Source organism: Mesorhizobium sp. CNPSo 4689 (assembly GCF_057784325.1).
Genome location: NZ_JBWLUZ010000030.1, coordinates 23,120 through 48,996, shown reverse-complemented (window position 1 = coordinate 48,996; position 25,877 = coordinate 23,120). Strand labels below are relative to the sequence as shown.

At 65.3% G+C, this 25,877-nt stretch carries 29 protein-coding genes; 11 read left to right on the top strand and 18 right to left on the bottom strand.

Annotated elements, in window-relative coordinates; all coding sequences use genetic code 11:
- The first annotated feature begins 90 nt into the window (after positions 1 to 90).
- Complete coding sequence (locus AC04SI_RS26720) at positions 91 to 897, top strand: undecaprenyl-diphosphate phosphatase (protein WP_192179447.1); 807 nt, start codon at positions 91 to 93, stop codon at positions 895 to 897.
- Positions 898 to 985: 88 nt separating this feature from the next.
- Here AC04SI_RS26720 and AC04SI_RS26715 read toward each other — a convergent pair whose 3' ends face one another.
- Both AC04SI_RS26715 and rsmI read right to left on the bottom strand, forming a co-directional pair.
- Complete coding sequence (locus tag AC04SI_RS26715) at positions 986 to 1,384, bottom strand: YraN family protein (protein ID WP_404282134.1); 399 nt, start codon at positions 1,382 to 1,384, stop codon at positions 986 to 988.
- The gene (rsmI, locus tag AC04SI_RS26710; protein WP_404282132.1) at positions 1,356 to 2,264 is read right to left on the bottom strand and encodes a 16S rRNA (cytidine(1402)-2'-O)-methyltransferase; all 909 of its coding nucleotides are present in this window, start codon (positions 2,262 to 2,264) and stop codon (positions 1,356 to 1,358) included. The genes AC04SI_RS26715 and rsmI overlap by 29 nt, the downstream gene beginning before the upstream one ends.
- 153 nt (positions 2,265 to 2,417) lie before the next feature.
- Between rsmI and AC04SI_RS26705 the strand changes: the two genes are divergently transcribed.
- Positions 2,418 to 2,621 (top strand): hypothetical protein, encoded by a 204-nt coding sequence (locus tag AC04SI_RS26705; RefSeq protein WP_404282130.1) that lies wholly within the window; start codon positions 2,418 to 2,420, stop codon positions 2,619 to 2,621.
- Positions 2,622 to 2,694: 73 nt separating this feature from the next.
- Here the strand turns inward: AC04SI_RS26705 and AC04SI_RS26700 are convergent, their stop codons facing one another.
- From AC04SI_RS26700 to rph, 6 genes are read right to left on the bottom strand one after another with little or no spacing between them, the layout of a single operon-like run.
- Positions 2,695 to 3,132 carry an EamA family transporter gene (locus AC04SI_RS26700; protein ID WP_192179443.1) on the bottom strand — a complete coding sequence of 146 codons (438 nt, stop codon included), beginning with the start codon at positions 3,130 to 3,132 and terminating at the stop codon, positions 2,695 to 2,697.
- 25 nt (positions 3,133 to 3,157) lie between these two features.
- Complete coding sequence (locus AC04SI_RS26695; protein ID WP_404282128.1) at positions 3,158 to 3,481, bottom strand: low molecular weight protein tyrosine phosphatase family protein; 324 nt, start codon at positions 3,479 to 3,481, stop codon at positions 3,158 to 3,160.
- Positions 3,482 to 3,540: 59 nt separating this feature from the next.
- A complete protein-coding gene (hemW, locus tag AC04SI_RS26690) occupies positions 3,541 to 4,719 on the bottom strand; it encodes a radical SAM family heme chaperone HemW (RefSeq protein WP_404282127.1) in 1,179 nt (392 codons plus the stop codon).
- A 10-nt stretch (positions 4,720 to 4,729) separates the two neighbouring features.
- The gene (gene rdgB, locus AC04SI_RS26685; RefSeq protein ID WP_404282125.1) at positions 4,730 to 5,392 is read right to left on the bottom strand and encodes an RdgB/HAM1 family non-canonical purine NTP pyrophosphatase; all 663 of its coding nucleotides are present in this window, start codon (positions 5,390 to 5,392) and stop codon (positions 4,730 to 4,732) included.
- Positions 5,392 to 5,802: a VOC family protein gene (locus AC04SI_RS26680; RefSeq protein ID WP_404282123.1), complete on the bottom strand. Its 411-nt coding sequence runs from the start codon at positions 5,800 to 5,802 to the stop codon at positions 5,392 to 5,394. Before AC04SI_RS26680 ends, rdgB begins: the two co-directional genes overlap by 1 nt.
- A 7-nt stretch (positions 5,803 to 5,809) precedes the next feature.
- Positions 5,810 to 6,526, bottom strand: coding sequence for a ribonuclease PH (rph, locus tag AC04SI_RS26675; RefSeq protein WP_192179438.1), 717 nt, complete (start codon positions 6,524 to 6,526; stop codon positions 5,810 to 5,812).
- A 135-nt stretch (positions 6,527 to 6,661) separates the two neighbouring features.
- On the opposite strand from rph, the gene hrcA reads away from it, so the two are divergent.
- The 6 genes from hrcA (at position 6,662) to AC04SI_RS26645 (ending at position 12,457) form a co-directional block, all read left to right on the top strand.
- Positions 6,662 to 7,744: a heat-inducible transcriptional repressor HrcA gene (gene hrcA / locus AC04SI_RS26670; protein ID WP_404282121.1), complete on the top strand. Its 1,083-nt coding sequence runs from the start codon at positions 6,662 to 6,664 to the stop codon at positions 7,742 to 7,744.
- 142 nt (positions 7,745 to 7,886) lie between these two features.
- The gene (locus AC04SI_RS26665; protein WP_192179437.1) at positions 7,887 to 8,084 is read left to right on the top strand and encodes a hypothetical protein; all 198 of its coding nucleotides are present in this window, start codon (positions 7,887 to 7,889) and stop codon (positions 8,082 to 8,084) included.
- A 96-nt stretch (positions 8,085 to 8,180) separates the two neighbouring features.
- Positions 8,181 to 9,536 carry a PQQ-dependent sugar dehydrogenase gene (locus tag AC04SI_RS26660; RefSeq protein ID WP_404282119.1) on the top strand — a complete coding sequence of 452 codons (1,356 nt, stop codon included), beginning with the start codon at positions 8,181 to 8,183 and terminating at the stop codon, positions 9,534 to 9,536.
- Between the two features lie 85 nt (positions 9,537 to 9,621).
- Entirely contained in the window at positions 9,622 to 10,239 is a 618-nt protein-coding gene (locus tag AC04SI_RS26655) for a LysE family translocator (RefSeq protein ID WP_404282117.1), read from the top strand.
- 347 nt (positions 10,240 to 10,586) lie between these two features.
- Complete coding sequence (gene cysK / locus AC04SI_RS26650) at positions 10,587 to 11,567, top strand: cysteine synthase A (protein WP_006205370.1); 981 nt, start codon at positions 10,587 to 10,589, stop codon at positions 11,565 to 11,567.
- 266 nt (positions 11,568 to 11,833) lie between these two features.
- The gene (locus AC04SI_RS26645) at positions 11,834 to 12,457 is read left to right on the top strand and encodes a glutathione S-transferase family protein (protein ID WP_488475219.1); all 624 of its coding nucleotides are present in this window, start codon (positions 11,834 to 11,836) and stop codon (positions 12,455 to 12,457) included.
- Positions 12,458 to 12,471: 14 nt separating this feature from the next.
- Here the strand turns inward: AC04SI_RS26645 and AC04SI_RS26640 are convergent, their stop codons facing one another.
- From AC04SI_RS26640 to AC04SI_RS26630, 3 genes are all read right to left on the bottom strand, one after another.
- Complete coding sequence (locus AC04SI_RS26640) at positions 12,472 to 13,731, bottom strand: RNA polymerase sigma factor (protein ID WP_404282115.1); 1,260 nt, start codon at positions 13,729 to 13,731, stop codon at positions 12,472 to 12,474.
- A complete protein-coding gene (locus AC04SI_RS26635; RefSeq protein ID WP_404282113.1) occupies positions 13,731 to 14,084 on the bottom strand; it encodes a YciI family protein in 354 nt (117 codons plus the stop codon). Before AC04SI_RS26635 ends, AC04SI_RS26640 begins: the two co-directional genes overlap by 1 nt.
- 117 nt (positions 14,085 to 14,201) lie before the next feature.
- Positions 14,202 to 14,570 carry a YciI family protein gene (locus AC04SI_RS26630; protein ID WP_404282112.1) on the bottom strand — a complete coding sequence of 123 codons (369 nt, stop codon included), beginning with the start codon at positions 14,568 to 14,570 and terminating at the stop codon, positions 14,202 to 14,204.
- Positions 14,571 to 14,885: 315 nt separating this feature from the next.
- Here AC04SI_RS26630 and AC04SI_RS26625 point away from each other — a divergent pair, with 315 nt between their 5' ends.
- The 3 genes from AC04SI_RS26625 to AC04SI_RS26615 all read left to right on the top strand — a co-directional run bounded on the left by AC04SI_RS26625 (position 14,886) and on the right by AC04SI_RS26615 (position 18,456).
- On the top strand, positions 14,886 to 15,845 hold the full coding sequence (locus AC04SI_RS26625) for a TAXI family TRAP transporter solute-binding subunit (RefSeq protein ID WP_404282110.1): 960 nt from the start codon (positions 14,886 to 14,888) through the stop codon (positions 15,843 to 15,845).
- A gap of 158 nt (positions 15,846 to 16,003) precedes the next feature.
- Positions 16,004 to 18,094 (top strand): TRAP transporter permease, encoded by a 2,091-nt coding sequence (locus AC04SI_RS26620; protein WP_404282109.1) that lies wholly within the window; start codon positions 16,004 to 16,006, stop codon positions 18,092 to 18,094.
- A complete protein-coding gene (locus tag AC04SI_RS26615) occupies positions 18,091 to 18,456 on the top strand; it encodes a DUF1850 domain-containing protein (protein ID WP_404282107.1) in 366 nt (121 codons plus the stop codon). Before AC04SI_RS26620 ends, AC04SI_RS26615 begins: the two co-directional genes overlap by 4 nt.
- A gap of 104 nt (positions 18,457 to 18,560) precedes the next feature.
- Here AC04SI_RS26615 and AC04SI_RS26610 read toward each other — a convergent pair whose 3' ends face one another.
- From AC04SI_RS26610 to AC04SI_RS26580, 7 genes are all read right to left on the bottom strand, one after another.
- Positions 18,561 to 19,817: a low temperature requirement protein A gene (locus AC04SI_RS26610; protein WP_404282105.1), complete on the bottom strand. Its 1,257-nt coding sequence runs from the start codon at positions 19,815 to 19,817 to the stop codon at positions 18,561 to 18,563.
- A 113-nt stretch (positions 19,818 to 19,930) separates the two neighbouring features.
- Positions 19,931 to 20,998: a D-alanine--D-alanine ligase family protein gene (locus AC04SI_RS26605; RefSeq protein WP_404282103.1), complete on the bottom strand. Its 1,068-nt coding sequence runs from the start codon at positions 20,996 to 20,998 to the stop codon at positions 19,931 to 19,933.
- A gap of 112 nt (positions 20,999 to 21,110) precedes the next feature.
- Entirely contained in the window at positions 21,111 to 21,986 is an 876-nt protein-coding gene (locus AC04SI_RS26600; protein WP_404282101.1) for an SMP-30/gluconolactonase/LRE family protein, read from the bottom strand.
- A complete protein-coding gene (locus tag AC04SI_RS26595; protein WP_404282099.1) occupies positions 21,986 to 22,624 on the bottom strand; it encodes a 2-dehydro-3-deoxy-6-phosphogalactonate aldolase in 639 nt (212 codons plus the stop codon). The genes AC04SI_RS26600 and AC04SI_RS26595 overlap by 1 nt, the downstream gene beginning before the upstream one ends.
- Positions 22,621 to 23,565 (bottom strand): 2-dehydro-3-deoxygalactonokinase, encoded by a 945-nt coding sequence (locus tag AC04SI_RS26590; RefSeq protein WP_404282097.1) that lies wholly within the window; start codon positions 23,563 to 23,565, stop codon positions 22,621 to 22,623. Before AC04SI_RS26590 ends, AC04SI_RS26595 begins: the two co-directional genes overlap by 4 nt.
- The gene (locus AC04SI_RS26585) at positions 23,562 to 24,329 is read right to left on the bottom strand and encodes an SDR family NAD(P)-dependent oxidoreductase (protein ID WP_404282095.1); all 768 of its coding nucleotides are present in this window, start codon (positions 24,327 to 24,329) and stop codon (positions 23,562 to 23,564) included. Before AC04SI_RS26585 ends, AC04SI_RS26590 begins: the two co-directional genes overlap by 4 nt.
- 153 nt (positions 24,330 to 24,482) lie before the next feature.
- Positions 24,483 to 25,832: a putative bifunctional diguanylate cyclase/phosphodiesterase gene (locus AC04SI_RS26580; RefSeq protein ID WP_404282093.1), complete on the bottom strand. Its 1,350-nt coding sequence runs from the start codon at positions 25,830 to 25,832 to the stop codon at positions 24,483 to 24,485.
- Positions 25,833 to 25,877: the final 45 nt, after the last annotated feature.

Genomic DNA, 25,877 nt, shown 5'->3' with positions numbered 1-25,877 from the left:
ACCGTCAGGGTGCTGCGACCTATAGGGGGACTTCCGCGCCATGACAAGCAAGCCCTTCTCCCAAGCCCGCACGTGAATCCCGAGGTTGCCATGGAAAGCCAGACCATCGTCGAAGCCCTGCTGCTCGGTCTTCTGGAGGGCCTGACCGAGTTCATACCGGTCTCCTCGACCGGCCATATCCTGCTCGCCGGCCATTTTCTCGGCTTCCACTCGACCGGCAAGGCCTTCGAGATCCTGATCCAGCTCGGTGCCATCCTGGCGATCCTCAGCGTCTATTTCCGCCGTCTGTGGCAAATGCTGCTCGACCTGCCGCATGACCGGCTGACGCGGCATTTCGTCATCGGCATCCTCATCGCCTTCCTGCCGGCGGCGATCCTCGGCGCGCTGGCGCATGATTTCATCAAGACCATCCTGTTCGAATCGCCACGGCTGATCTGCATCATGCTGATCATCGGCGGCGTCGTGTTGCTGACGGTCGACCGGATGAACCTCAAGCCCGTCTACCGTGACGTCGAGCGCTTTCCGACCCGGCTCTATCTGCAGATCGGCCTGTTCCAGTGCCTGTCGCTGATTCCCGGCACCTCGCGCTCGGGCTCCACCATCGTCGGCGCCCTGCTTTTGGGCGTCGACAAGCGGGCGGCGGCGGAATTCTCCTTCTTCCTCGCCATCCCGACCATGGTCGGCGCCTTCGCCTTCGACCTGTTCAAGAACCGCAATGTGCTGAGCAGCGCCGACCTGCCGATCATCGCCTTCGGCTTCATCGCCGCCTTCATCACCGCGCTGCTCGTCGTCCGCTTCCTGCTCGGTTACGTCTCGCGCAACGGCTATTCGCTGTTCGGCTGGTGGCGGCTGGTGATCGGCGGCGTCGGGCTGGTGGCGCTGATGATCTGGGGGTGAGGAGCGGTCCGCGAAGCGGACGGGAAGCCAATTGCTTGGCTTTCCGAGCGACGAACGCCCGGAGCCATGCGAAGGGCCGGGCTTACCCTCAATTCCGCCCGTAAAACGCGTTCTCGACATGCACCGGCCAGCGCCAGGGCAGCACCGCCACCATGTCGAAGCGCACCGACAGTTTGCCATAGTCGGGCTGCCGCGACAGCCAGAGATCGGCGGCGCCCTCGATGCGGCGTTCCGAACCGCGTGCGATCGCCTCCATCGCTTCCATCAGCGTGCGGCGCGCCTTGACCTCGACGAACAGCACCAGGTCGCCGCGCCTGGCGATCAGGTCGATCTCGCCGAGTTTGGTGCGATGGCGCCGCGCGAGGATCCGGTAGCCTTTCAGCATCAGTGCCAGCGCCGCCAGCCATTCGCTGCGATGGCCGCGTCGATAGGCCTGTCGGCGGTGAAGGGCCTGACGCTTAGTCGCCACCCTCGCCTCCACCGGCATCCCTGAGCTCGAGCAGCCGCCGGTAAAGCGCCTGCTTCTGGCCGCCGGTCATCTTTGCCGCTTCCGCGGCCGCCTTCGAGGCCGGCATTTCGGCGGCGAGGGACAGCAGCAGCCGGTCGATGTCTTCAGGCTGGTCGGCCCTGGCCTCAGCGGGGCCGACGCAGATGACGATTTCGCCCTTCGGCGTGTCGGCCGCCGCGTAGTGGTCGGCGAGAACCTGCAGCGTGCCGGTCCGCATCTCCTCGAAAGTCTTGGTCAGTTCGCGGCCGATCGCCGTCTTGCGGGCGCCGCCCAAGGCCTCGACCATGGCGCCCAGCGTCTCGGCCAGCCGGCGCGGCGATTCGAAGAAGATCAGCGTCGCCGGAACGGCTTTCAGCGCCTCCAGCCGCGTCAGCCGTTGCCCGGTCTTCACCGGCAAGAAGCCTGCGAACAGGAAGGCGTCGGAAGGCAGGCCGGACGCCGTCAGCGCGGCGAGTGCGGCCGACGGCCCGGGGATCGGCACGACGCGAAGGCCGTGGTCCAGTGCCTCGCCGACCAGCCGGTAGCCAGGGTCGGAGATCAGCGGCGTGCCGGCGTCCGAGATCAGCGCCACGCTCTGCCCGGCTTCGAGCGCCGCGATCAGCTTCGGTCCGGCTTCGCCGGCATTGTGCTCGTGATAGGCGGTGGTGCGGCGGCGGATGCCGTAGCGGTCGAGCAGCACGCGCGACACCCGCGTGTCCTCGCAGGCGACGATGTCGGCGGCGGCCAGCGTTTCCAGCGCGCGCAGCGTGATGTCGGCCAGATTGCCGATCGGTGTCGCCACGAGATAGAGCGCCGGCTCGAGCGGCCGCGCCGGTATCTCGGTCTGCCCGATCACATAGCTGCGTTTTTCGCCGGTCACCGGTGCCCTCTTGCGTGTATTTGGTCCTGTTTGGCACGGCGCACGCCCGGTTGCAAAACGTGACGACGATGTAATGCGGCCGCCATGCCTTTGCCACAGTGCGGAACGAAACCAAGCTCGGCGAATTACCCTGAGTCTCGGGAGGAGGACAGGATGGACAGCCTGAAGATACAGGACGTTTTCGAGCCCTATTATGCCGGGCGCAAGCGCTTTGCCGCGCGGCGCGACAAAAGCCAGCCGGTCGAAGCTCAAAACGATGCCGATAGCGCGGAGGTCAGGCAGCGGCTTTTGCGCCGCCTGCTGGCCGAGCCTAGAACCAAGATCGAGACCGAAACCGACAGCACGACGGAGCACTGACCGGACGATGCCCAATCGCTTCGATATCTTCATCACCCGTCTTGAAACGAAAAGCGCCAGAGAAGGCGTCCCATCACACCCGATAGGCGACCAGCACCGCGCCCGCCGCGATAAGAGCGACGCCAAGCCAGTTCGCTCCGGAGAGGCGCTCGCCGAGAAAGACCGCGCCAAACACCGCCACAAGCACGACGCTTAGCTTGTCGATCGGCGCCACCTGCGCCGCATTGCCGAGTTTCAGGGCGCGGAAGTAGCACAGCCACGACGCGCCGGTGGCCAGGCCGGATAGGCCGAGGAAAAGCCAGGTCTTTCCGGAGATCGAGCCCAGCGGCTGGAACTGGCCGCTGGCGGCGAGAATGGCCGCGAGCACGACCAGAATAATGACCGTCCGGATGAAGGTCGCGAAGTCGGAATTGATGTTCTCGATGCCGACCTTGGCGAAGATCGCCGTCAGCGCCGCGAACGCCGCCGACAGCAGCGCCCAGAATTGCCAGGAAGATACGGTCAGGTTCATTGGGGTGGCCTCGCGAGCGGCGGTCTCAACCGAGATAGCGCGAAACGCGTGCCTTCAGAAGGTCAGTCAGCTCCAGATCCATGAATTCATAGTTGTCAGGTATATCGAGGCAGATGACCCGGGCCTTCTTCAGGCTCGCCTTGAACTTCTTCTGCAGTTTGGTGCGGTGCGCCTTTTCCATGACGAAGATGATGTCGGCCCACGCCACCAGTTCATGCGTCAGCGGCGTGTCGGCATCATGATTGGTGCCGGCCGAGGCAACCTCAATGTCCCCGCGCCTGGAAAACACCTGCTCCGCCGTCGGGCTGCGCAAGCGGTTCTGGCTGCAGACGAAGAGGACGTTCTTCAAGTGCATTGTTCGAGCATGATCTTATCCGAAAACCGGCACCCACTTTTCAGGATCATGCTCTACCGCGCCAGGTCCGCCACCACCGCATCGAGCACGATCATGCCAGCTGGCGTGGCGCGCAGGCGGGCATTGCCGATCGGCGCCACCAGTCCTTCGCCCTGCAGCACCGACAACCGCGCGCTCGACAGGCCACGCCCGGAGAATGCCTCGTAGCGGAAAAGGTCGATGCCCTCGGCCAGCCGCAGCCCCATCAGCAGGAACTCGTCGGCCTCTTCCGAGCGCGTCAGGATCTCACCGCCGGTAACGCCATGGCCCTTGGCTTCGACCAGATTGGCCCAGGTCTCCGGCATCCGCTCGGTGATCGTCACCACGCGGTGGCCGTGCTCGACGAAGCGGCCATGCGCGCCGGGGCCGACGCCGACATATTCGCCATAGCGCCAGTAGGTCAGGTTGTGCCGGCTTTCGGCGCCTGGCCTGGCGTGGTTGGAAATCTCGTAGGCCGGCAAGCCATGCGCCAATGTCACCTCCTGCGTCAGCGCGTACAGGTCGGCGGCGTGGTCGTTGTCCGGAATGGCGAATTTCTTCGCCGCATGCAGCGCATGGAAGGGCGTGCCTTCCTCGATGGTCAGCTGGTAGAGCGACAGATGGTCGGCGGCATGGCCGATTGCCTGTTCAAGCTCCGCCTGCCACGCGTCCGGCGTTTGGTCCGGCCGCGCATAGATCAGGTCGAACGAGAGGCGGGGAAATATTTCCCGCGCGAGCCCGATGGCGTGCAGCGCCTCGTCGACATTGTGCAACCGGCCAAGGAAACGCAAATCCTTGTCGTTCAGCGCCTGCACGCCGAGCGACACCCGGTTGACACCGGCCGCGCGATAGCCGCGAAAGCGCTCCGCCTCGACCGATGATGGATTGGCTTCCAGCGTCACCTCGATGCCTTCAGGCACCGTCCAGTTCTTTGCCACCGCGTTGAGCACCGTCGCCACGGTTTCCGGCTTCATCAGCGACGGTGTGCCGCCGCCGAGAAAAATGCTGGTCACCTCGCGCGGCCCGGTGCGGGCACGCATCGTCGCCAGCTCGGTCTCGAAGGCGCGCGCAAAACGCTCCTGGTCGACCGGCTGGTGGCGGACATGGCTGTTGAAGTCGCAATAGGGGCACTTCGCCGCGCAGAACGGCCAATGGATGTAGACACCGAAGCCGGGGCTGCGGTCGAGCTGCATGGTCGTGCCGTGCCCAATCATGCCGCGCCCATCATTCCGAACCAAGCCTGGCGCGCGCAAACTTCTGGAAGGCGCGGGCGCGGTGCGACAGCGCCGTCGGCTGGCCGGGCTTCCAGCCATGTTTTTCTTGCGCCGTCATCTCGCCAAAGGTCTTTTCGAAACCGTTTGGCAAAAACACCGGGTCGTAGCCGAAGCCGAGCGTGCCGCGCGGCGGCCACACCAGCGTGCCTTCGGCCTCGCCGCGAAAATATTCGGCATCGCCGTCGGGAAAGGCCAGGCAGATGACGGCGACGAATCGGCCTTTGCGCTGTGCTGGATCGACCGCGCCGACTTCCTGCAGCGCCACTTCCGTGCGCTGCATAGCCATGCCGAAATCGCGCGAACCGTCCGGGGTTTCGGCCCAGTTGGCGGTGTAGACACCAGGCGCGCCGTCGAGCGCATCGACGCAGAGGCCCGAATCGTCCGACAGCGCCGGCAGTCCGGTCGACTTGGCGGCGGCAAAGGCCTTGATGTAGGCGTTCTCCTCGAAGGTGGTGCCGGTCTCGTCCGGTTCCGGCAGGCCATACTCCTTGGCCGACTTCGCCTCGAAGCCGAACGGCGCCATCAGGTCGGAGAATTCGCGCAGCTTGCCTTCATTGTGGCTGGCGACGACGATCTTTTGTCCCTCAAGGGAATGAAAAGTTGGTTGATGCATCAGAGGCCCCAGATCCTTGGCTCGGCGAATTCGATCGAATTGCCGGAGGGGTCGCGTATGTAGATCGAACGCCCGCCTTGCGGCCATTCGAACTCGCTTTCGATGGCGATATTTTTCGACTGGAGATGTTGTCGCCAGTCGGCGATTTCGTCCGTGCTCGCGGCAAAGCAGAGATGGCCATCGCCGACCGTGCCATGCGGCGGCACTTTTAGTCTCGCATCGGGCGCGGGCGGCACCTTGGTCGCCTCGGCGTTGAAGAGCAGCAGCACGCCATCGCCGCAGCGGAAGAACACATGCCTGCCCTCGACTTTGCCGAGCACCTCGAGCCCGAGCACGTCGGCGTAAAATGCTTCCGCGGCAGCCAGATCGGTGACGTAGAGGGCCGATTCGAGGATGGCGGAAGGTCTCATGGAAAACCTATACGACCGCCATCTGCTGCAGGCTGACCAGGCGCTGGATGCCCTTCTTGGCCAGGCCCATCAGCGCGGCGAACTGGTCTTCCGAGAAGGGTTCGCCCTCGGCCGTGCCCTGGATCTCGACGATGCCGCCCTTGCCGGTCATGACGAAATTGGCGTCGGTGCCGGCGGAAGAATCCTCGATATAGTCGAGGTCGATGACCGGCTGGCCGTCATGGATGCCGCAGGAAATCGCCGCGACATGGTCCTTCAGCACCTTGGCGACGCTGGCCATCTGCCGCGCTTCCATCCAGCGCAGGCAATCGTAAAGCGCCACCCAGCCGCCGGTGATCGAGGCGGTGCGGGTGCCGCCATCGGCCTGGATGACGTCGCAGTCGACGGTGATCTGCTGCTCGCCCAGCGCCTGCAGGTCGACCACGGCGCGCAAGGAACGGCCGATCAGCCGCTGGATTTCCAGCGTGCGGCCGCCTTGCTTGCCGGCGGAAGCCTCGCGGCGCATACGCTCGCCGGTGGAACGCGGCAGCATGCCGTATTCCGCCGTCACCCAGCCCTTGCCGGAATTGCGCATCCAGGCCGGCACCTTTTCCTCCAGGCTCGCCGTGCACAGGACGTGCGTATCGCCGAACTTCACCAGGCACGAGCCTTCGGCATGTTTGGAGACGCCGCGCTCGAAGGAGATGGCGCGCATTTCGTCGGCTTGGCGTTTGGAGGGGCGCATTCAGGCCTCTTTCTTCTGGTTTTCCGGAATCGTGGGCGGCTTGTAGACGCATGCGGCCCATGGCGCAAAGGAAAATGGACCGGGTTGCGCGGGCACGGCCTAAGTCTATATTTGAACCGGAGGTTTTTGGCCCGAATGACCAAGGCAGTCGATCCCGCGTCGCAGTCGCCGGTGCTCCAGTCACTGGATATGCGTTCGCGCGACATTTTTCGGCGCATCGTCGATTCCTATCTGAGGGATGGCGAGCCGGTCGGTTCGCGCAGCCTGTCGCGCATCCTGCCGTCGTCGCTGTCGCCGGCCACCATCCGCAACGTGATGAGCGACCTCGAACATCTCGGCCTGATCTATGCGCCGCATATCTCGGCTGGCCGCTTGCCGACCCAGACCGGCCTGCGCTTCTTCGTCGACGCCTTCATGGAGCTTGGCGACCTTTCCGACGAGGAGCGCCGCATCATCGAGGCGCAGGTGCGCGCCTCCGGCTCGGGCGCGACGCTGGAGCAAATGCTGACCGAGGCCAGCCAGATGCTGTCGGGCATGTCGCGCGGCGCTGGCCTGGTGCTCGCCGCCAAGAACGAGGTAGCGCTCAAGCACATCGAATTCATCCAGCTCGAGCCGACCAAGGCGCTGGCCGTGCTGGTGTCGCAGAACGGCGATGTCGAGAACCGCGTCGTCGACCTGCCCGCCGGCATCACCGTCTCGCAATTGCACGAGGCCTCGAACTTCCTCAACGCCCATATCCGTGGCCGCACGCTGGCCGAGGCGCGCATCGAGATCGCCCGCATCAAGGAAGAGACCAGGGCAGCCCTCGACACGCTGTCGCAGGACCTGGTCGAGAAGGGTCTGGCGGTGTGGGCCGGCGCCGACAGTGGCCTGCCGGCGCGTCTTATCGTGCGCGGGCGCGCCAATCTCTTGGAAAACGTCACCGCCCAGGCCGACATCGAGTTGCTGCGCCATCTGTTCGAGGACTTGGAGACGCAGGACGGGCTGGTCCAGCTGCTCGACCTTGCCGAGGAAGGACCGGGCGTGCGCATCTTCATCGGCTCGGAAAACAAGCTGTTTTCGCTGTCCGGCTCGTCGCTGGTCGTCGCGCCCTACCGCGACAAGGACGCCCGCGTCGTCGGTGCACTCGGCGTCATCGGCCCGACGCGCCTGAACTACGCCCGCATAGTGCCGATGGTCGACTATACGGCGCAGCTTATTTCGCGCATGCTGCGCTAGGTGAATTGGTATTCAGGTGAGGCCGGCCTGCAAACGCGGGTCGAAAACCACCATGTTGGTCGCTTCGCGCCCGTCTTCGACTCCGGTGCTGACCCGAATCTCAACACACCTTGGAAGAAACAGGCGGCCGAGGAGAAAAAGAATGGCGTTGGAATCGCTAAAAGCCCAGATCAGCCTGTTGCTCGAGGAAATGGTCAACCAGCCCGAGGACCAGCACGAAGTACAGGAGCAGCTGCGCGAAAAGCTGAGGGAGCTGCGCGCCATGGGCCTGCCGCTGCCGGCCGATCTCGTTGAACTGGAAAAGCGTCTCGACGACGATTTCTACGCTGCCGGGACCTGAACCGGCGATCCTTCAAATCCCTATGTGCCGAGGCCCTGCTCGGAACAAGCAGGCGGGTCTGCCCGTTTCGCTGGTCAAGGTGATCCGGAGACTACAATGATCCGATTGTTCGGTCCGGCGGTCGTTGTCGCGGCTCTGTTTGTCGCCACCACCAGCTTCGCGCAGCAGGCGGACCAGCCGGTGCTGACGGGGAAAGCCGCCTTCGGCGACTGGAAGGCCGACAGGCCGGGGGTGCGTCGATTGATCAGGCCTGATGATATGCTGGCCCCTTACCTCACCGAATCCGCGTCCAACGGAGCCGGCCTGGCCGACCGTCCCGAAGACGCCAAGCCAATTCTGCCGCCGGGCTTTTCGGTAGAGCTGATTGCCTCCGGCATCGACAGTCCGCGTGTCGTACGCGTCGCCCCGAACGGCGACCTCTTCGTCGCCGACAGCAAGGCAAACCAGATACGCGTCTACCGTCTCACCGAGGGCAGCGCCAAGCCTGCCGAGGAAACCACCTTTGCCAAAGGCCTCAACCGGCCCTACGGCATCGCCTTCTACCCGCCGGGCGACAAGCCGCAATGGGTCTATGTCGCCAACAGCAACAGCGTCGTGCGCTTTGCCTATCGCGACGGCGACCTGAAGGCCGCCGGCGAGCCGGAGTCCATTGTCGCCGACATCCCCTCCAGCCACCACTGGACCCGCGACATCGCCTTCTCGCCCGACGGCAAGACGCTCTATCTGTCGGTCGGCTCCGGCTCGAATGTTGCCGAGGGTATCGGCAAGGAACCGGAGGGCGGGCTCGAGCCATGGGTGAAATCGCAGCCGCTGGGCGCGGTCTGGGGCTCCGAGCAAGGCCGCGCCGATGTTCTTGCCTTCGATCCCGACGGCAAGAACCGACGCAGCTTCGCCACCGGGCTGCGCAACTGTTCCGGCATGACCGTTCAGCCAGCCACAGGCGCGCTCTGGTGCGTCGTCAACGAGCGCGACGAACTCGGCGACAATGTCCCGTTCGAATATGCGACGACGGTCAAGGATGGCGGCTTCTATGGCTGGCCCTGGTATTACATCGGCAACAACGAGGATCCGCGCCACCAGGGCGAGCGTCCCGACCTCGCCGGCAAGGTGACCGTGCCCGACGTGCTGATGCAGGCGCATTCGGCGCCGCTCAACATCGCCTTCTATGCCGGCAACAGCTTCCCCGCCGAGTATCAGGGCGATGCCTTCGTCGCCCTGCACGGCTCCTGGAACCGCGACATCAGGACGGGTTACAAGGTGGTGCGGCTGAAATTCAAGGACGGCAAGCCGACCGGCGAGTATGAGGATTTCATGACCGGCTTCGTCATCGCCGACGACGCGGTCTGGGGTCGGCCGGTCGGCATTGCGGTGGCCAAAGACGGTTCGCTGATCGTCACCGAAGACGGCAACGGCACCATCTGGCGCGTCACTTACAACGACGGCCCGACCTGAGGCGTTCGCCCTCTGGCGCAATCGAATCCGGTTCACAGCCTGGGCGCTTTCGTGCGAAAAGGCGCCTTCATTCAAGGCTGGACTTATGACCCTCACCGGATTCATCGCCTACAGCGCCGCCCTCGGCATCGCCGCTGCCATTCCCGGGCCTGGCGTCACCGCGCTTGTGGCGCGTGCGCTCGGTTCCGGTTTCCGCTCGTCGCTGGCAATGTCGTTCGGTCTGATGCTCGGCGACCTCATTTATCTCACCGCCGTCGTGCTCGGCCTTGCCTTCGTCGCTCAGACCTTCGGCATGGTCTTCCTGGCGATCAAATGGCTGGGCGTTGCCTATCTCGCCTTCCTTGGCTGGCGTTTCTGGACCAGCGGCATCACGCCCGAGACTGTCGAGGCGACGAGGGGCAAGGGCGGATTGCTGGCGAGCTTCCTCGCCGGCCTCACCGTCACGATCGGCAACCCGAAGACGATGATCTTCTATCTCGCCATCACGCCGACCATCGTCGACCTGAAGACCATCACGCTGGTCGACTACGGTATTCTCGTCGCGCTCACCGTCGTCGTGCTCCTGGTGGTGCTGGTGCCCTATCTGGCGCTCGCCGCCAAGGCGCGCTGGTTCCTCAAGTCGCCAAGGGCGCTGAAGGCGTTGAACCGCACCGCCGCCGGCTTCATGGTCGGCGCCGCCGCAGCGATTGCCGCCCGCCAGTAAGGTGCATTGATATTCAGGTGATGCCGGCCTGCAAACGCTGACTTGCTGCGCTTCCGGCGCTCACGTACCCAAAAGTACGCTCCGCTCCGGTTCTCGCAAGCCAGCATTTTCGGCTCGGCCTGACCTGAATCTCAATACACCTTGGTGCACGATCAGCCTTCTCTCGGCCAATCCATTCCGCAAATCGGCCTATCCGGAAAATGCGTTTCCGGGACAGGGCAGTTTTCAGCAAGCGCCCCACTCGGATATTTTCAAGCTGCAGCCTATCTTGCGCGACCGAAAGCCCTATTCTGTCCGCCTATGTTAGTCCGACCATGTCAATTGCCTGACTTCTGGGAGCGAAACCAATGAACAAGCCCGTCTCTTCCACGCGCGTGCCCGGCCGCGGCCGCGTCTACAATTCGATCACCGAGACGATTGGCGACACGCCGCTGGTGCGGCTCGACAAATTCGCCAAGGAGAAGGGCGTTGTCGCCAATCTCCTGGCCAAGCTCGAATTCTTCAACCCGATCGCTTCGGTCAAGGACCGCATCGGCGTCGCCATGATCGAGGCGCTGGAGGCATCGGGCCGGATCGCCCCCGGCAGGACGACGCTGATCGAGCCGACCTCCGGCAACACCGGCATCGCGCTCGCCTTCGCCGCCGCCGCCAAGGGCTACAAGCTGATCCTGACCATGCCGGAAACCATGTCTGTAGAGCGCAGGAAAATGCTGGCGCTGCTCGGCGCCGAGCTGGTGCTGACCGAAGGTCCCAAGGGCATGAAGGGCGCCATCGCCAAGGCCGACGAGCTGGCCGCGACTCTGCCCGACGCCATCATTCCGCAGCAGTTCGAGAACCCGGCCAATCCGGAGATCCACCGCCGCACCACGGCCGAGGAAATCTGGAACGACACCCAGGGTGAGGTCGATATCTTCGTCGCCGGCATCGGCACCGGCGGCACCATCACCGGCGTCGGCCAGGTGCTGAAGCAGCGCAAGCCCTCGGTGCATGTCGTGGCTGTCGAGCCGGAAGCCTCGCCGGTATTGTCCGGCGGCCAGCCCGGCCCGCACAAGATCCAGGGCATCGGCGCCGGCTTCGCGCCAAAGATCCTCGATACCTCGATCTATGACGAGATCGTCAAGGTCTCGAACGAGGATTCGGTCGCCAATGCGCGCCTCGTCGCCCGCCTCGAAGGCGTGCCGGTCGGGATTTCATCCGGCGCGGCGCTTCAGGCGGCGATCGTCGTCGGGTCGCGGCCGGAGAACAAGGGCAAGAATTTGGTGGTGGTCATCCCCTCCTTCGCCGAGCGCTATCTGTCGACCATTTTGTTCGACGGGCTGGGGGCTTAGCTCCCCGACGCTTCGTCATCCCAGGGCGGAGCGAACGCGAAGCGGAGCGCAGCCCCTGGATCCATGCCGTGACCGCGGCCGAGGAATACCGCGGTGCAGAAATGAAAGCCGTTTTGAAAGGGGGGCGCTATCCCGCCGCATCAAAAGGTTGCGCGTCGGCCCTGGACCGCTGAAAAAGCACCCGTGGCGTCCGCCAACCGCTTGAGCGGCGCGCTGCTTCCGGTTCAAATCGCCGCCGGCCAGATTCGGGCTGGCGGAGGGACCTCATGTACAAGCTCTACACACGCCCCGGCAGCGGCGGCTTCGTCGTCGAGGCAGCGCTGGCTCTAGCCGGCGCTCCGTTCGACCAGATCGACGTGCCGAAGAAGGACCCGCCAGATCCGGCCTTCCCCGACATCAGCCCTCTGAACCAGGTTCCGGTGCTGACCTTGCCGGACGGCAGCTCGATCACCGAATCGGCGGCGACCTGCATCCTGCTCGCCGAGCGCCACCCGGAGGCGGGCTTGGCTCCGGCCGCCGGTTCGCCCGCCCGCGCCGACTTCCTGCGCTGGATGGCTTTCATCTCGGCGGCGGTCTATCCGGCGATTCTGCGGCTCTACTACGCCCATCGCTACACGGTCGACGCGGAGGGGGTGAAAGCAGTGAAGCAGGCAGCGGTCGCCGAGATGGATCGCGGCTTTGCTATCCTCGACAAGGCTCTTGCTGGCCGCGACTGGCTGGTTGGCGAGCGGCTTTCGGTGGCCGATATCTATCTCATGCTGGTGGCCTGGCACCCCGAGGTCGAGAAAGCTCGCGCCGCCTGGCCTGATATCGAGCGGCTGTGGGCCAGGTTGCGCGATCATGAGTTGATGCGGAAGCTGAACGCTGCGCATGACATGTGGCCGGCCTGAGCCGCACTGAAGACTCAGTGCTTCGTCGCGTCGTTGCCGAGTTCCGCGCGCCGTTGCTGCAGGAAGCGACGCACGGCCGGGTCGCGTTCCAGACCGATCGCCTGGTCGTAGGCCTCGACGGCTTGGCTGGTGTTGCCGAGCCTGGCCAGCAGGCCCGCACGCGCCGCCCAATAGGGCTGGTAGTCGGCAAGCCGCTTGTCGTCACCCAGCACGTATAGTGCTGCCAATCCCGCTGCAGCGCCCTCGGCCTCGGCAATCGCCACGGCGCGGTTGATCGCCACCACTGGCGAGCCGGCAATCGCCAGCAGGGCGTCGTAGAGCTGGCGGATCGCCGCCCAGTCGGTGCGGCCGTTCCGCCGCCGCGCCGTATGCGCCGATTGCACGGCGGCCTCGAGCTGGTAGCGGCCGATCACCGCCTTGGCCGCGGCGCGCCCGAGCAGCGCTTCCGCCTCGTCGATCAGCATGTCGTCCCACAGCGCGATGTCCTGTTCGGCAAGCGGCACGAAATCGCCTTCGGGGCTGCGCCGCGCCGCGCGGCGGGCCTCGGCGAACAGCATCAGCGAAAGCAGGCCCAGCGCTTCGGGTTCCTCCGGCATCAGCGAGGCCACCAGCCGGCCGAGCCAGATGCCTTCGGTGGCGAGGTTGCGCCGCTGCGTCTCGGTGCCGGCCGGATCGGACCAGCCTTCCGCGAAGGCCGCATAGATCGCTTCCAATACCGCGTCGAGCCGCTCGCCAAGCTCGGCCCGTTCGGGCACGCGGAAGGGTATGCCAGTCTCGCGGATGCGGCTCTTGGCGCGCACCAGGCGCTGGCTCATCGTTGCCGGCGACACCAGAAATGCCGAGGCGATCGTCGCCGCATCGAAGCCGAGGATGGTCTGCAGGATCAGCGGCGCGCGTACGCCGGGTTCGATCGCCGGATGGGCGCAGGCAAACATCAGCCGCAGACGCTCGTCGGGCAGCTCGTCGTCATTCATGTTCGCCTCCATTTCCTCGGCGACCAGCCTGAGATGGTCGCGGGCCGCCTCGCCGGTCAGCCGCCGCCGGATCGCGTCGACCCGGCGCCGCCGTGCCACCGCAAGCAGCCAGGCTTCCGGCCGGTCTGGCACGCCGGCCTTTGGCCAGCGCTCCAGCGCCGCCGCGAAGGCATCGGCCAGCGCGTCCTCGGCGCCGGCGACATCGCGCGTGCGAGCGGCGAGCCAGGCGACCAGCTTGCCGTAGCTCTGCCGGGCGGCCGCTTCCGCCGCCGCCCGCGCGATCTCCAGGCCATTTTCCATCACATGGTCTGTTCCCAGATCGGCCGCAGCTCGACCGTGCCGGCGCTGGCGGCGGGGCAGCGCGCCGCCCAGGCGATCGCGGCATCGGCGTCCTCGGCCTCGATCATGTAGAAGCCGGCGAGCTGCTCCTTGGTGTCGGCATAGGGACCGTCGAGCACGTTGGTCTTGCCGTTGGCCATCCGCACCGAAGTGGCGGCCTGGGTCGGCTTCAGCCGGTCGCCGGCGAGCCAGGCGCCGGACTTCTTCAACGCCTCGGTATAGGCGCCGTAGGCCGCGCTGATCTCGTAGGTCTTCTCGGTCGGCGCGGCCGCCATCGCGGCTTCGTTGACGTAGATCAAAAGCATGTATCGCATGGTCTTCTCCCGTTTTCTCGAAGGCCGCTTCGTTGCTGGCCGACCCTATGTCGCGTGACATCGGCCGATTTCGATAGGCGCCGCGAAAATCCTTTCGGCTTCGTCATGGCGTTTCGATCATTTCTCAGACAGGTACTCGGTCATTTCCCAGATCGGGCGCACCTCGACCGTGCCGGTGCTGGCTGCCGGACACCGTTCAGCCCATTTCTTGGCCGTGTCGAAGTCCGTCGCTTCGATCATGTAGAAGCCGGCAAGTTGCTCCTTGGTGTCGGCATAGGGGCCATCGAGCACGTTGGTCTTGCCGTCCGCCATCCGCACCGAGGCGCCCGCCTGGGTCGGGCGCAGCCGGTCGCCGGCCAGCCATGCGCCTGATGTCTTCAACGCTTCGGTATAGGCGCCATAGGCCGCGAGGATCTGCTCGGTCCTCTCGCGCGGCGCATTCGCCGTCGCGGCTTCGTCATTGTAGATCAAAAGCATGTATCGCATGGTCTTCTCCCGCTTTTTCGAACGGCCCGCTCCGTTGCGGGCCGACCCTATGTCGTGCGGTCTCGGCCGATTTCGACAGGTTCCGGAAAAATCTTTCGGCCTTCGTCGCATCCTGCGCAAGCCGGCGCCCACCGTGGCATCACTCAACCGTTCGTCCCAGACCATGATCCCAAAAAGTGGAAGCCGGTTTTTGGAAAGGATCATGGTCAAATAGAAGGCATGCAATTGCAGGTTGGCATTTGTCGCCTGCCGTCTAAACTCGCCCCGGTTCGTGCCGGGAGACGGTACGACGACCACTATTTCAGGGAGGATGTGATGTTCAGTTTTAGGACGAAATTTGTTGCTGTCGGCGCAATGGCGCTGTCGCTTGGCCTTGGCGCGGTGCCGGCCGGGGCGCAGGAATTCATCAACGTGCTGACCGGCGGCACCTCGGGCGTCTATTATCCGCTCGGCGTCGCGCTGTCGGAGATCTACGGCAAGGGCATCGAGGGCGCCCGCACCCAGGTGCAGGCGACGAAAGCCTCGGTCGAGAACCTCAACCTGCTGCAGCAGGGCAAGGGCGAGATCGCCTTCGCGCTCGGCGACTCCGTCAAGCTCGCCGCCGAGGGCAACACCGAAGCCGGTTTCCCGGGCAAGCTCGATAAGCTGCGCGGAATCGCCGCCATCTACCCCAACTACATCCAGATCGTCGCCAGCAAGGAGTCCGGCATCAAGACGCTCGCCGATTTGAAGGGCAAGAGCCTGTCGGTCGGCGCGCCGGCCTCCGGCACCGAGCTCAACGCCCGCGCCATCTTCGCGGCCGCCGGCCTGAAATATGAAGACCTCGGCCGCGTCGAATATTTGCCCTTTGCCGAATCGGTCGAGCTGATCAAGAACCGCCAGCTCGACGCCACGCTGCAATCGGCCGGCCTCGGCGTCGCCTCGATCCGCGACCTCGCCACCTCTGTCCCGATCAACGTCGTGGCCGTGCCGGCGGATGCCGTCGCCAAGATCGGCTCGCCCTATCTTTCGGTGGTTATCCCCAAGGGCACCTATGAAGGTCAGACCGAGGATGTCGCTACCGCCGCCGTCGGCAATTTCCTCGTCACCCGCGCCGACGTCTCGGACGAGACCGCCTATCAGATGACCAAGCTGATGTTCGAGCATCTCGACCAGCTTGCCGCCGCCCACGCCGCCGCCAAGGCGATCGACCCGGCCAAGGCGCTCGACGGCATGCCGGTGCCGCTGCATCCGGGTGCGGAGCGCTACTACAAGGAAAAGGGGTTGGTGAAGTAAGCGCCTTCCCTCCCCCTCGAGGGGAGGGTGGACAGCCGCCGAAGGCGGATGACGGGTGGGGTCGGGTTCATGCCGCGCGCTGCCCGGACCGACCCACCCGCCTCGCTTCGCTCCGCACCCTCCCCTCAAGGGGGAGGGATGCCACCAGGAACCCGCCAATGACCGAAACCCCGACCGTTCTTTCCCCTGCCGTCGAAGAGCCCATCGAAGTCCTGCCGGCGGGCTTCGGCGAAGGCCTCGCCGGCAAGGCGGCCTTCCTCATCGCCGTCGCCTTTTCCGTCTTCCAGATCTATGTCGCCGCCTATGGCAGCCTGCCCAGCCAGGTGGTGCGTGCCATGCATGTCGGCTTCCTGCTGTTGCTCGGCTTCGCCCTGATCGCCAATCTGCGCGCCAGCAGCCTGCCGGCGAAAGCCGTTTTCTGGGTTCTCGGCCTGCTCGGCTTCGGCACCGGCCTCTACAACTGGGTTTTCTATGCCGACTTGATTCGCCGTTCCGGCTTCCTCACCACGCCCGACTTGATCGTCGGTTCGCTGCTGGTGGTGCTGGTTTTCGAGACCGCTAGGCGGCTGATGGGGCTGCCGCTTGCCGTCATCGCTTTCGTCTTCCTCGCCTATTGCTTCGTCGGCAATCATTTGCCGCCGCCCTTCATCCATCGCGGCTATGATTTCGCCCAGCTGATCGACACCTTCGCCTTCGGCACCGAAGGCATCTACGGCACGCCGGTCTATGTTTCGGCCGCCTATATCTTCATCTTCGTCGTCTTCGCGGCCTTTCTCGAACGCGCCGGCATGATCGCCCTGTTCAACGATTTCGCGCTGGGCCTGGTCGGCTCGTGGCGCGGCGGACCGGCGCAGGTCTGCGTGCTGTCCTCGGCGCTGATGGGCACCATCTCCGGCTCCGGCGTCGCCAATGTGGTGGCCAGCGGCCAGTTCACCATCCCGCTGATGAAGCGCTTCGGCTTCCGCTCGGCCTTCGCCGGCGCCGTCGAGGCGACCTCCTCCATGGGCGGCCAGATCATGCCACCGGTGATGGGCGCGGTCGCCTTCATCATGGCCGAGACGCTGAACATCCCCTATGCCGAGGTGGTCAAGGCGGCGATCATCCCGGCCCTGCTCTACTTCGGCGCCTGCTTCTGGCAGGTGCATCTGGAGGCCGGCAAGGCGAATCTGCACGGCATGGCCAAGGCGGAGTTGCCCAATCCCTGGGACGCGGTGAGACAGCATTGGCCGCTGGTGCTGCCGCTCGCCGCGCTGGTCTATCTTCTGTTTGCCGGCTACACGCCAATCTTCGCCGGCACAATGGGCTTGGCGCTGACCATCGTGCTCATCCTCGGCACGCCTTTGGCTGCCTTGATCGATCCACTGGCCTTCCGCATCGTTTTCTGGCTGGCGCTGGGGCTTGCTGCAGCGTCCTTCATGAAGTTCGGCGTCAATATCCTCAGCCTCGTCATCGCCGCGCTCATCGTCGCCTGCGTCACCTTCAAGGGCGGTCGTGAGACGCTTGCCATATGCGTCGACTCGCTTGCCGAAGGCGCCAAGAACGCACTGCCGGTCGGCATCGCCTGCGCCATCGTCGGCATCGTCATCGGCACGCTGACGCTGACCGGCATTGCCTCGACTTTCATCGGCTGGATCATCTCGATCGGCGAGAACAATCTGTTCCTGTCGCTGGTGCTGACCATGCTCACCTGCCTGGTGCTCGGCATGGGCATCCCGACCATCCCCAATTACATCATCACCTCGTCGCTGGCCGGACCGGCACTGTTGGAGCTCGGCGTGCCGCTGCTGGTCAGTCACATGTTCGTCTTCTACTTCGGCATCATGGCCGACCTTACCCCGCCGGTGGCGCTGGCCGCCTTTGCCGCCGCACCCATGGCCAAGGAAAGCGGCCTCAAGATCGGCGTCCAGGCGACCAAGCTAGCCATCGCCGGCTTCGTCGTGCCGTTCATGGCGGTCTACACTCCGGCGCTGATGCTGCAGGATGCCGGCCCGCTCGCCGCGCAGTTCGGCTATCCGGTCGAAGTCGCCTATGTCGTCGTCAAGGCCTGCATGGGCATTGTGCTCTGGGGTGCGGCCGCCGTCGGCTTCGTCGTCCGGCGCATGGTCTGGTGGGAACGCCTGGTCGCCTTTGCCGCCGGCGTGCTGCTGGTCGCGACACTTCCGCTCACCGACGAGGCCGGCTGGGCGCTCTCTCTGCTGTGGATCGGCTGGCATGTCTGGCGCGCGCGCCAGGCATCCAGCGCCGCATGAGCCTCTGCATCCTCGCCGCCGGCAAGACGGTCAAGCTCGCTGTCGCCGCCTTCACCCTGTCCTGGACGCACTCGGTGGAAAGGACGCGCTGGCAGGAAGACTGGACCGTGCTGCCATCCGGGCTGCAGGTCGTCGAAGCACGCGTCAAAGGGTCCGGCGCAGGCATGGAGCCGCCCGAGGGCGCGGTTTTGCGGGACGGCTGGTGGACCTACACGCCCGGGATCGGGCCACAGCCGCGCCTCGTGCTCGCCGCATCCGGCGCGACCGGCGAAGGCTGGACGCTGTGCACGGATCAGGGCTGCCGCGAACTTGGCAAGGCGGCTGGCGACACGATCGTGCTGGAATCGTGCGCCAGACCATGATCCCGAACTTTTTTAGCCGACAACCGGCCGGAGCCGTTTGACAACAACCAATATCTGGCCGGCGCGCGACCCATCCAGCAATCGACGTCCAGGTCCGAATTGCCTCAGTGCTCGTCGCTTGCGAGCGCTTCCGTCTGGTGGCGGTGTCCGAGCGCTTCGTAGCCGACGACAGTCACGGCCGGTGCGAGCATTAGAATGATGAGGCAGACCGCCATGTCGACGCCGGCAAGCGCGGCGAAAACGGCGAGCGCGACGACCGCCGCGGTCGCGAGCAGCAGCCAGATGTGAAACGGATCGAAGCGCGGAACAAGGTAATAGTAGAGCGCATAGATCAGCCCCAGGAAGATACCCACGGGAATAGCGGCGGTAAGCAGCGTCGCAAGCGGGCCGATGTGAGCCTTGTGCTCGATAAAATAGGCCGCGACGTGGAGCCCGGCGCCGGTCGCAACGATGGCGGTCACGACCAGCATCTGCCCATAACCCCACACGAATGCGCGATCGCGGTGGGCATGAAGGATCCGCGCCGAAGGCAGTATGTAATAGATCCACCACATGCCGAAGGTCAGCCCGGTGCCGGCGATGCAAACCAGAGCCGCATCCATGGTCCAGCCCTGCTCCTCGACCACGGCCGACAGCGACGCGAGCGTGCCGACGACACCCTCGCCCAGCGCGATGATGGCGAACAGGCTGTGACGCTCGGCGATGTGATGGGCATGCCAGGGCGTGCCGCCATCCCTGCGTTCGGCGATCACCGGCCCCGCCAATTCGACCAATGCGAGGACGCAGGCGAGTATAAGGCTGACGCCGACCGAGAAATCGGCGAGGATCTGCACCACCCAACCGACCTGGGCCACCGAGATCGCTGTGGCGTAGGTCAGGCAGGCCCGGCGCCGATCAGGGTCCTGCCTGGCCGCGCGTAGCCACTGGAACACCATGGCGACGCGCATGATGACGTAGCCAAGCACCATGACCGAATTGTCGAGATGTTCGCCATGCTCGATCGAGGCAAACATGCGCGGCAGGCCGATTGCCAGCACCAGCACGCCGATCATTTGCACCATGGTGACAAGGCGGAAAATCCAGTCGTCGGTGTCGTAGGCCGAGGAGAACCATGAGAAATTGACCCAGGCCCAGCAGATGGCGAAGCTTGCGAAGCCGAAGCCCAGCAGGGCCGCCGCATAGTGGCCCTCAGCCAGCGCATGCGCGAGCTGGGATGAGGCAAGGCCGAAAGCTGTTACGAAAGTAAGGTCGAACAGAAGTTCGAGCGGGGTTGCGACGCGATGCTCCTCATGCGGATGGCGTCCAGCCATGCGCCTGACATGATGATGGAGCGTCTCGGAACTGACGGGCTTGGTATTCATCGCGCGCTCTTCGTTGGGCCTCGTCGACCGACACTAGAGACAAGGCAGAAAGCGTCAAGGCGCGCAGCCGGCCGCACGCTACCAAGCCCGGCGGGTTTGTAGGTCCGTGCCGTTTAAACGGTCTGGCCAGGCAACCGGCGCGCCGCCGTCTCGGCCATGGCATCGGCCAGGCTCAAGCCCCATTGCTGGCGGCAATAGTCGCGAAAATCGAAGCAGGGCAAGCCGGGACAGACCTCGAACTCGATGAGATGGACGCGGTCGTCGGCCTCGATCCTGAAATCGATGGAAAACACATCGCGCAGGCCAAGTCCAACGATCAGCCTCTCGGCGATACGGCGGATTTTTGCGTCGGCTCCCGGCTGGCTGGCTCCAACCGGGACAAGCACCGGTTCGGCATAGCGTCCTGTCGCCTTCGCCGCCTCGCCGGTCTCGCCATAGAGCGCCAGACTGTCTTCCATGGTCTGGAAATCGCCACCTGAATCGACAAAGGCGATGCCGAGCGCCTCGACGCCGGTCTCCGGCTTCAGCCCAAGGAAACTGGCGCGAGCATTGCGGCCGGAGACATAGGGCTGGACGACGACATCATCGCGATAGGCGGTAAAAACACGCCCGCTAAGCTCCAGCGCGTGGCCGAGATCATGGCAGCGGGAATCCGGCCAGATGCCAATCTTGGCACCGAGACGGTTCGGCTTGACGAACCAGCCGTCCGCCGAAGCCGGCGGCTCGACCAGCCAGCTTCCGTCGCGCGCCAGGCCGGCCTGCGGCACCGGCAGGCCGAGCGCGGCGAGCACGGCGCCGGAGCGGAACTTGTCCTGGCAGAGCGCGAACAGCGCGTCGTCGGCGCCGATCGTCCCCAGGCCGTTCAGCCGCGCCAGCGCAGGGGCCGCGCCGCCGCGGAAATAGGCAATGCCGTCGGTCAGCGTCCATACCAGCGTGGTGTCGGGATCGGCTCCCGCGAGCACACCTGTCGCATCGTCGAGCGCCACCGGCACGAAGGCGAGGCCGCGTTTGTGGCAGGCGGCGGCAAGCGCATCGAATTCGCGAACGAGATCGGTCGACTGCGCCAGATAGGACGAAATCTCGGCGGCGCGTTCCGGCGCATGACCATCGGCGACGAGCCGATGGAAACAGGCCTTTTCCGGCTCGTGGACAAGGATCAGTTTTGGTTGGCGGCTCGACATTGATCAACGCGCTCCCGGGCAATGCGCCCACCTTCGCATGGCGCCTGCCAACGGCTTTCGCGAAACCGACTGCTCCGGACGGTTGCGTGACAGCGTCCGCCGATCAGGAGATTCAGGCGATCAGCACGCGCGGCTCGAAGCGGCCGTTGACGGGAATATCGATCAGGAAGGTCATGCCGGCCTGCGGGTCGAGCTTGCGCTGCTTGTCGTCCTTGCCCTTCCACGCCGAGGTCACCGCCAGCCTGTCGGCCTTCGCGCCGACAAAAGCAGGGCAAGAGGGCTGCGTCACCGGCATCGATACCTCGCGCAGCAGCGTGCCGTCGGGCGCATAGGCCTTGACCGCCTTGCCGCCCCAGACGGCGTTCCACAGCACGCCGTCGCGGTCGACGACGGAGCCGTCGACATAGCCCTTGGACGAGCGATGGTCGACGAAGACCTTCGGCTCGCCGACGGGCAGGCCGGTCGCCGGGTTACAGGCGACGCGCATCAGCAGCCCGGTGCCGGTGTCGGTGTAATAGGCGACCGTTCCGTCCTCGGAAAAGCAGATCGAGTTCGATACGGTGATGTCGGAATACAGCTTGCGCAACTCGCCCTTGAAGAACCAATAGATCGAGCCTGCGCCTTTCTCTTCACCCTTGCCCATCGTGCCGACCCAGAAGGCGCCGCAGGGATGGACGCGGGAATCGTTGGAACGGGCGAGCGGATTGTCGGCCTCGATCGGCGTGTGCAGCGTCAGGCTGCCGGTCGCGACATCGCGGACATGCAGGCCGGTTTCGGTGGCGATCAGCTGGCGCTGGTCGTCGATGATGGCGATGGCGCTGGCCATCAGGCCTAGCGCATGGATCTTCAGCGCGCCGGAGGTAACGCCCTTCTCCAACAGCAGGCCATTGACGATATCGAACCAGAACAGAGCATCGGTGCCGGGATCATAGCTCGGTCCCTCGCCGAGCTGACAGATGTGGTCGCAAAAGACCGAAACAGTGTCCATCATGCGCCCCCGAAAGCCATGTCCCAGGCCACCACCGCGGCACGGGCGCGGGTCGCCACCTCGTCGACGCGCATGCCCGGCTTGAACAGGCTGGAGCCGAGGCCAAAGACAGTGACGCCAACAGCTTTATAGCCGGCAAAATCTTTTTCCGAGACGCCGCCGACGGCACCGATCAGCGTGTCCGCCGGCAGCACCGCGCGGACGGCCGAGATGCCGCTCGCACCGAGCACGCTGGCCGGGAAGAATTTTAGCGCCGAGGCGCCGAGCCGGATGGCCTGGAAGGCTTCGGTCGGCGTGAAGACGCCAGGCATTGTCACCATGCCGTGGTCCATGGCGCGGCGCATCACATCGGCGTCGACGTTGGGGCTGACCAGCAGCCTGCCGCCGGCCTTGTGCAAGCCGTCGACATCGGCCGGTGTCAGCACCGTGCCGGCGCCGACCAGCGCGGTAGGCGGAAGCGCCTCGGCGATGCCGGCGATCGACGAAAACGGGTCCGGCGAATTGAGCGGTACCTCGATCGCCTCGATGCCGGCCTCGAAGACCGCCGTGCCGATGGCCACCGCCTCTTCGGGCTTCAACCCGCGCAGAATGGCGACCAGGCCGCGCTTGACCTTCGGGAACGGTGCGGTCCGGGTCACGCTGCAACTCCACTTCTGGCGATCATGCCGTTTTCGCGCGCGGCCTCGACCAGGCCGGCCCGCACCGCCTCGTCGGCGTCGACAGCTCTTACTGCGAGTCCGGCAAGGCCGAGCGCTGCTCCATAGAGCATGGCAAGCGCGCCGGAAGCGACCAGCACGACGGGCGCTGTACCGGCGCCGTAGCGGCGCTTTGCCGAGGCGATCTCGCCGCCGATCAGCAGGCCGGACAGGCAGGCGGCGGCATCGTCGGGCTTCAGGTCTTGCAGCAGGCCGGCGGCGCGGATCGAAAACAGTTTCGAGGTGACATCGCCGCCTTCGGCCAGCGCCGTGCGGCACCAGTCCTGGAAGAACGAGTTGTCCGGCGCGACGGGCTTCGGCTGCTCGCCCAGCGAATGGCGCAGAATCGAATGCGCCGCCAGCACCGAGAACAATTCGCCGGTCGGCCAGGTGCCGAAGCCGGCAACCGCGCCGTCCTCGACCAGGACCCATTTCGAATGCGTGCCCGGCATGCAGACGAGATGGCGGCCCTTTGCCGGCAAACCGGAGCCGGCAAGCTGGGTTTCCTCGCCGCGCATGACATCGGGCGCATCGGTGAGGCGCTGCGCGAGGCCGGGCACGATGCGGATATCCCGCCGCTGGCCGGGAATTTGGGCGGCGCCTGCAAGGATGGCGCCGATCGGCGCCGGCACGGTGACATAGGGCGCCTCGAGCCAGCCCTGGCGGGAGCCGGCCATGCCGCAGACGATGACCGGCAGTGCTTCCGGCGCACCGAGAGCCGCCAGATGCCCTTCGAGGATGGGGGAAAACCCTTTCTGCTGCGCGGTGATCAGCCCGTCGTCGCCGCGACGCTCAGCAAGAACCTTGCCTGTTTCATCGATCAGCCAGACCCGCATGCGGGTCGTGCCCCAGTCGACGGCCGCGACCGCCGGTAGCGCGCTCACAGGAAGCCTCCATCGACGATCAGCATCTGCGCGGTCAGCATGCGCGAGGCGTCGGATGCCAGGAACAGCACCGTGCCGACGATGTCGTCCGGCTGCATGACCTCCTTGATGCACTGCTTGGCGACATGGGCGGCGAGCCCTTGCTCGGTGACCCAGAGTTCCTTCTGCCGTTCGGTGATCACCCAGCCGGGCGCCAGCGCGTTGACGCGGATGCGGTCGGCGCCGAGCTTGCCGGCGAGCCCCTTGGTGAGGCCAAGGATGCCGGCCTTGGCGGCCGTATAGGCCGGCATGTCCGGGTGGTTGATCAGATAGGACGTCGAGGTGAAGTTGATGATCGAGCCGCCGCCGGCCCGCTTCATGCCCGGCGCTACCGCCTGCGCGGTAAAGAAATGCGGGCGCAGATTGACCGCGTGGTTGTTGTCCCAGAACTCGACGGTGACGTCCTCGACGGCATGGCGGTCGTCGAGCGCGGCGTTGTTGATCAGCACGGTGACATCGCCATGCGCCGCGGCCGCTTTGGCGACTGAAGCCCGCAGCGCCTCGACGTCACGCAGATCGGTCTTGAGATAGAGCGGCCGCCGGCCAAGCTCGTTTTCGATGCGATCGGCAAGTGCCGTGCTCGGGCCATCGGCGATATCGATGAAGGCGACCTTCGCGCCCTGCCGGGAGAAGCCTTCGGTCAGCGCGGCACCGATGCCGGAGCCGCCGCCGGTGATCAGCACCGAGGCGCCTTCAAGGTCGGCAAAGCGCGCCGATGGCATCATGTTTTTTCTCTCCGTTATGGACGGCGCGCATCCTAGCCAGCGATCTCCGGCGAGCAAGGGCGAAAAACAGATTTTGGCGCTTATGTCTGACAAAATGGAGGGAGCGCCCTCACCGGGGCCGCCGGATAGGCAAAGCGTTGGCGGCAAACGCCGTCAGATCGCCTTGGCGCGCAAGGCACCGCGATAGGAATCGCGCAGATAGCCGAGCGTGGCGTCGGCATCGACCGGCCTGCCGAACAGATAGCCCTGCCCGCCGGCGCAGCCGAACTGGACGAGGCGGTCGGCCTGCGCCTCTTCCTCGATGCCCTCGGCGACCACGTCCATGCCGAGCCCCTCGCACATGGCGAGAATGGCGCGGATGATGTGTTCCGACGGCCGGTCGTCGAGGATGGAGGAGACGAAGGCGCGGTCGATCTTGAGCTTGTCGAAATGGAACTCGCGCAGGCGTCCGAGCGAGGACTGGCCGGTGCCGAAATCGTCGAGCGAAACGCGGATGCCGACGCGGCGCAGATCCTCGACGATCTTCTCGGCCGAGGCCGGATCGTTCATCAGGCCGGTTTCGGTGATCTCGATCTCCAGCCGGCGCGGATCGAACCCGGTGCGGTCGAGGATTGCCAATATGTGCAGGCCGGTGTTCTGGTCGACAAGCTGCGACGGCGACAGGTTGAAGGACAGGAACAGATCGCTCGGCCAGTTGCGGGCGGCCTCGGTGGCCTTGCGCAGCACCAGCTGCGACAGCGGGCCGATGATGCCGCGTTCCTCGGCGATCGGGATAAAGACGCTCGGCGGCACCATGCCGAGGTCGCGATCGGTCCAGCGCGCCAGTGTCTCGAAGCCGATGGTGCGGCGAGTGGTGAGATCGACGATGGGCTGGAAATGCGGCTCCACCTCGCCGGCCGAAACGGCACGGCGCAGCGCCTGCTCGATACGGGTGACGCGCTTGGCGGCTTCCTCCATCTCGCGGGTGTAGACGACGACCCGGCCACGGCCCGAGCGCTTGGCATGGTAGAGCGCGGTTTCGGCCTTGTTGACGAGGATCTCAGTGGTCTCGTCGCCGGAGTAGAACAGCGAGCAGCCAACCGAGGCCGAAAGCCTGGCGGTGCGTTCGCCGACATCATAGGGCGCCGAAAGGATCTCGATCAGCATGCGCGACTTCTCCGCCGCCGCCTCTTCGCTGAACACCATCGGATAGAGATAGGCGAACTCGTCGGCACCGATGCGGCAAACCGTGGAGTAGCTGTCCATCGACGCGCGCAGCCGCATCGCCACCTGGATCAGGATGTCGTCGCCGGCCTTGTGGCCGAACAAATCGTTGATCGGCTTGAAGCCGTCGAGGTCGAGGATGCCGACGGTGAAGGGCGCCGGGTCCTCTGATCGATCGCTGATCAGGCGGTCGACCTTGTCGAAGAAACGGCGATGGTTGCCAAGCCCGGTCAGCGCATCCGTGAAGGCCAGATCCGTGTTTTCCTTGGCTGCCTGCCCGGTGCCAAACGTCGTTTGCATCGGTGTTCCTGTTTGCACCTCTGAATTTATGCGCAGACTGGCAGC

Bases quoted from the DNA above. Each gene is read 5' to 3' on its own strand.
- AC04SI_RS26585 (WP_404282095.1), bottom strand. From the start codon at position 24,329: ATGATGCCATCGGCGCGCTTTGCCGACCTTGAAGGCGCCTCGGTGCTG.
- AC04SI_RS26655 (WP_404282117.1), top strand. From the start codon at position 9,622: ATGACCCTCACCGGATTCATCGCCTACAGCGCCGCCCTCGGCATCGCC.
- AC04SI_RS26665 (WP_192179437.1), top strand. From the start codon at position 7,887: ATGGCGTTGGAATCGCTAAAAGCCCAGATCAGCCTGTTGCTCGAGGAA.
- AC04SI_RS26615 (WP_404282107.1), top strand. From the start codon at position 18,091: ATGAGCCTCTGCATCCTCGCCGCCGGCAAGACGGTCAAGCTCGCTGTC.
- rdgB (WP_404282125.1), bottom strand. From the start codon at position 5,392: ATGCATCAACCAACTTTTCATTCCCTTGAGGGACAAAAGATCGTCGTC.
- hrcA (WP_404282121.1), top strand. From the start codon at position 6,662: ATGACCAAGGCAGTCGATCCCGCGTCGCAGTCGCCGGTGCTCCAGTCA.
- AC04SI_RS26605 (WP_404282103.1), bottom strand. From the start codon at position 20,998: ATGTCGAGCCGCCAACCAAAACTGATCCTTGTCCACGAGCCGGAAAAG.
- AC04SI_RS26610 (WP_404282105.1), bottom strand. From the start codon at position 19,817: ATGAATACCAAGCCCGTCAGTTCCGAGACGCTCCATCATCATGTCAGG.
- rph (WP_192179438.1), bottom strand. From the start codon at position 6,526: ATGCGCCCCTCCAAACGCCAAGCCGACGAAATGCGCGCCATCTCCTTC.
- AC04SI_RS26660 (WP_404282119.1), top strand. From the start codon at position 8,181: ATGATCCGATTGTTCGGTCCGGCGGTCGTTGTCGCGGCTCTGTTTGTC.
- AC04SI_RS26600 (WP_404282101.1), bottom strand. From the start codon at position 21,986: ATGGACACTGTTTCGGTCTTTTGCGACCACATCTGTCAGCTCGGCGAG.
- AC04SI_RS26580 (WP_404282093.1), bottom strand. From the start codon at position 25,832: ATGCAAACGACGTTTGGCACCGGGCAGGCAGCCAAGGAAAACACGGAT.
- AC04SI_RS26705 (WP_404282130.1), top strand. From the start codon at position 2,418: ATGGACAGCCTGAAGATACAGGACGTTTTCGAGCCCTATTATGCCGGG.
- AC04SI_RS26640 (WP_404282115.1), bottom strand. From the start codon at position 13,731: ATGGAAAATGGCCTGGAGATCGCGCGGGCGGCGGCGGAAGCGGCCGCC.
- AC04SI_RS26720 (WP_192179447.1), top strand. From the start codon at position 91: ATGGAAAGCCAGACCATCGTCGAAGCCCTGCTGCTCGGTCTTCTGGAG.
- AC04SI_RS26700 (WP_192179443.1), bottom strand. From the start codon at position 3,132: ATGAACCTGACCGTATCTTCCTGGCAATTCTGGGCGCTGCTGTCGGCG.
- AC04SI_RS26680 (WP_404282123.1), bottom strand. From the start codon at position 5,802: ATGAGACCTTCCGCCATCCTCGAATCGGCCCTCTACGTCACCGATCTG.
- AC04SI_RS26620 (WP_404282109.1), top strand. From the start codon at position 16,004: ATGACCGAAACCCCGACCGTTCTTTCCCCTGCCGTCGAAGAGCCCATC.
- hemW (WP_404282127.1), bottom strand. From the start codon at position 4,719: ATGATTGGGCACGGCACGACCATGCAGCTCGACCGCAGCCCCGGCTTC.
- AC04SI_RS26715 (WP_404282134.1), bottom strand. From the start codon at position 1,384: ATGCCGGTGGAGGCGAGGGTGGCGACTAAGCGTCAGGCCCTTCACCGC.
- AC04SI_RS26635 (WP_404282113.1), bottom strand. From the start codon at position 14,084: ATGCGATACATGCTTTTGATCTACGTCAACGAAGCCGCGATGGCGGCC.
- AC04SI_RS26630 (WP_404282112.1), bottom strand. From the start codon at position 14,570: ATGCGATACATGCTTTTGATCTACAATGACGAAGCCGCGACGGCGAAT.
- AC04SI_RS26625 (WP_404282110.1), top strand. From the start codon at position 14,886: ATGTTCAGTTTTAGGACGAAATTTGTTGCTGTCGGCGCAATGGCGCTG.
- AC04SI_RS26645 (WP_488475219.1), top strand. From the start codon at position 11,834: ATGTACAAGCTCTACACACGCCCCGGCAGCGGCGGCTTCGTCGTCGAG.
- cysK (WP_006205370.1), top strand. From the start codon at position 10,587: ATGAACAAGCCCGTCTCTTCCACGCGCGTGCCCGGCCGCGGCCGCGTC.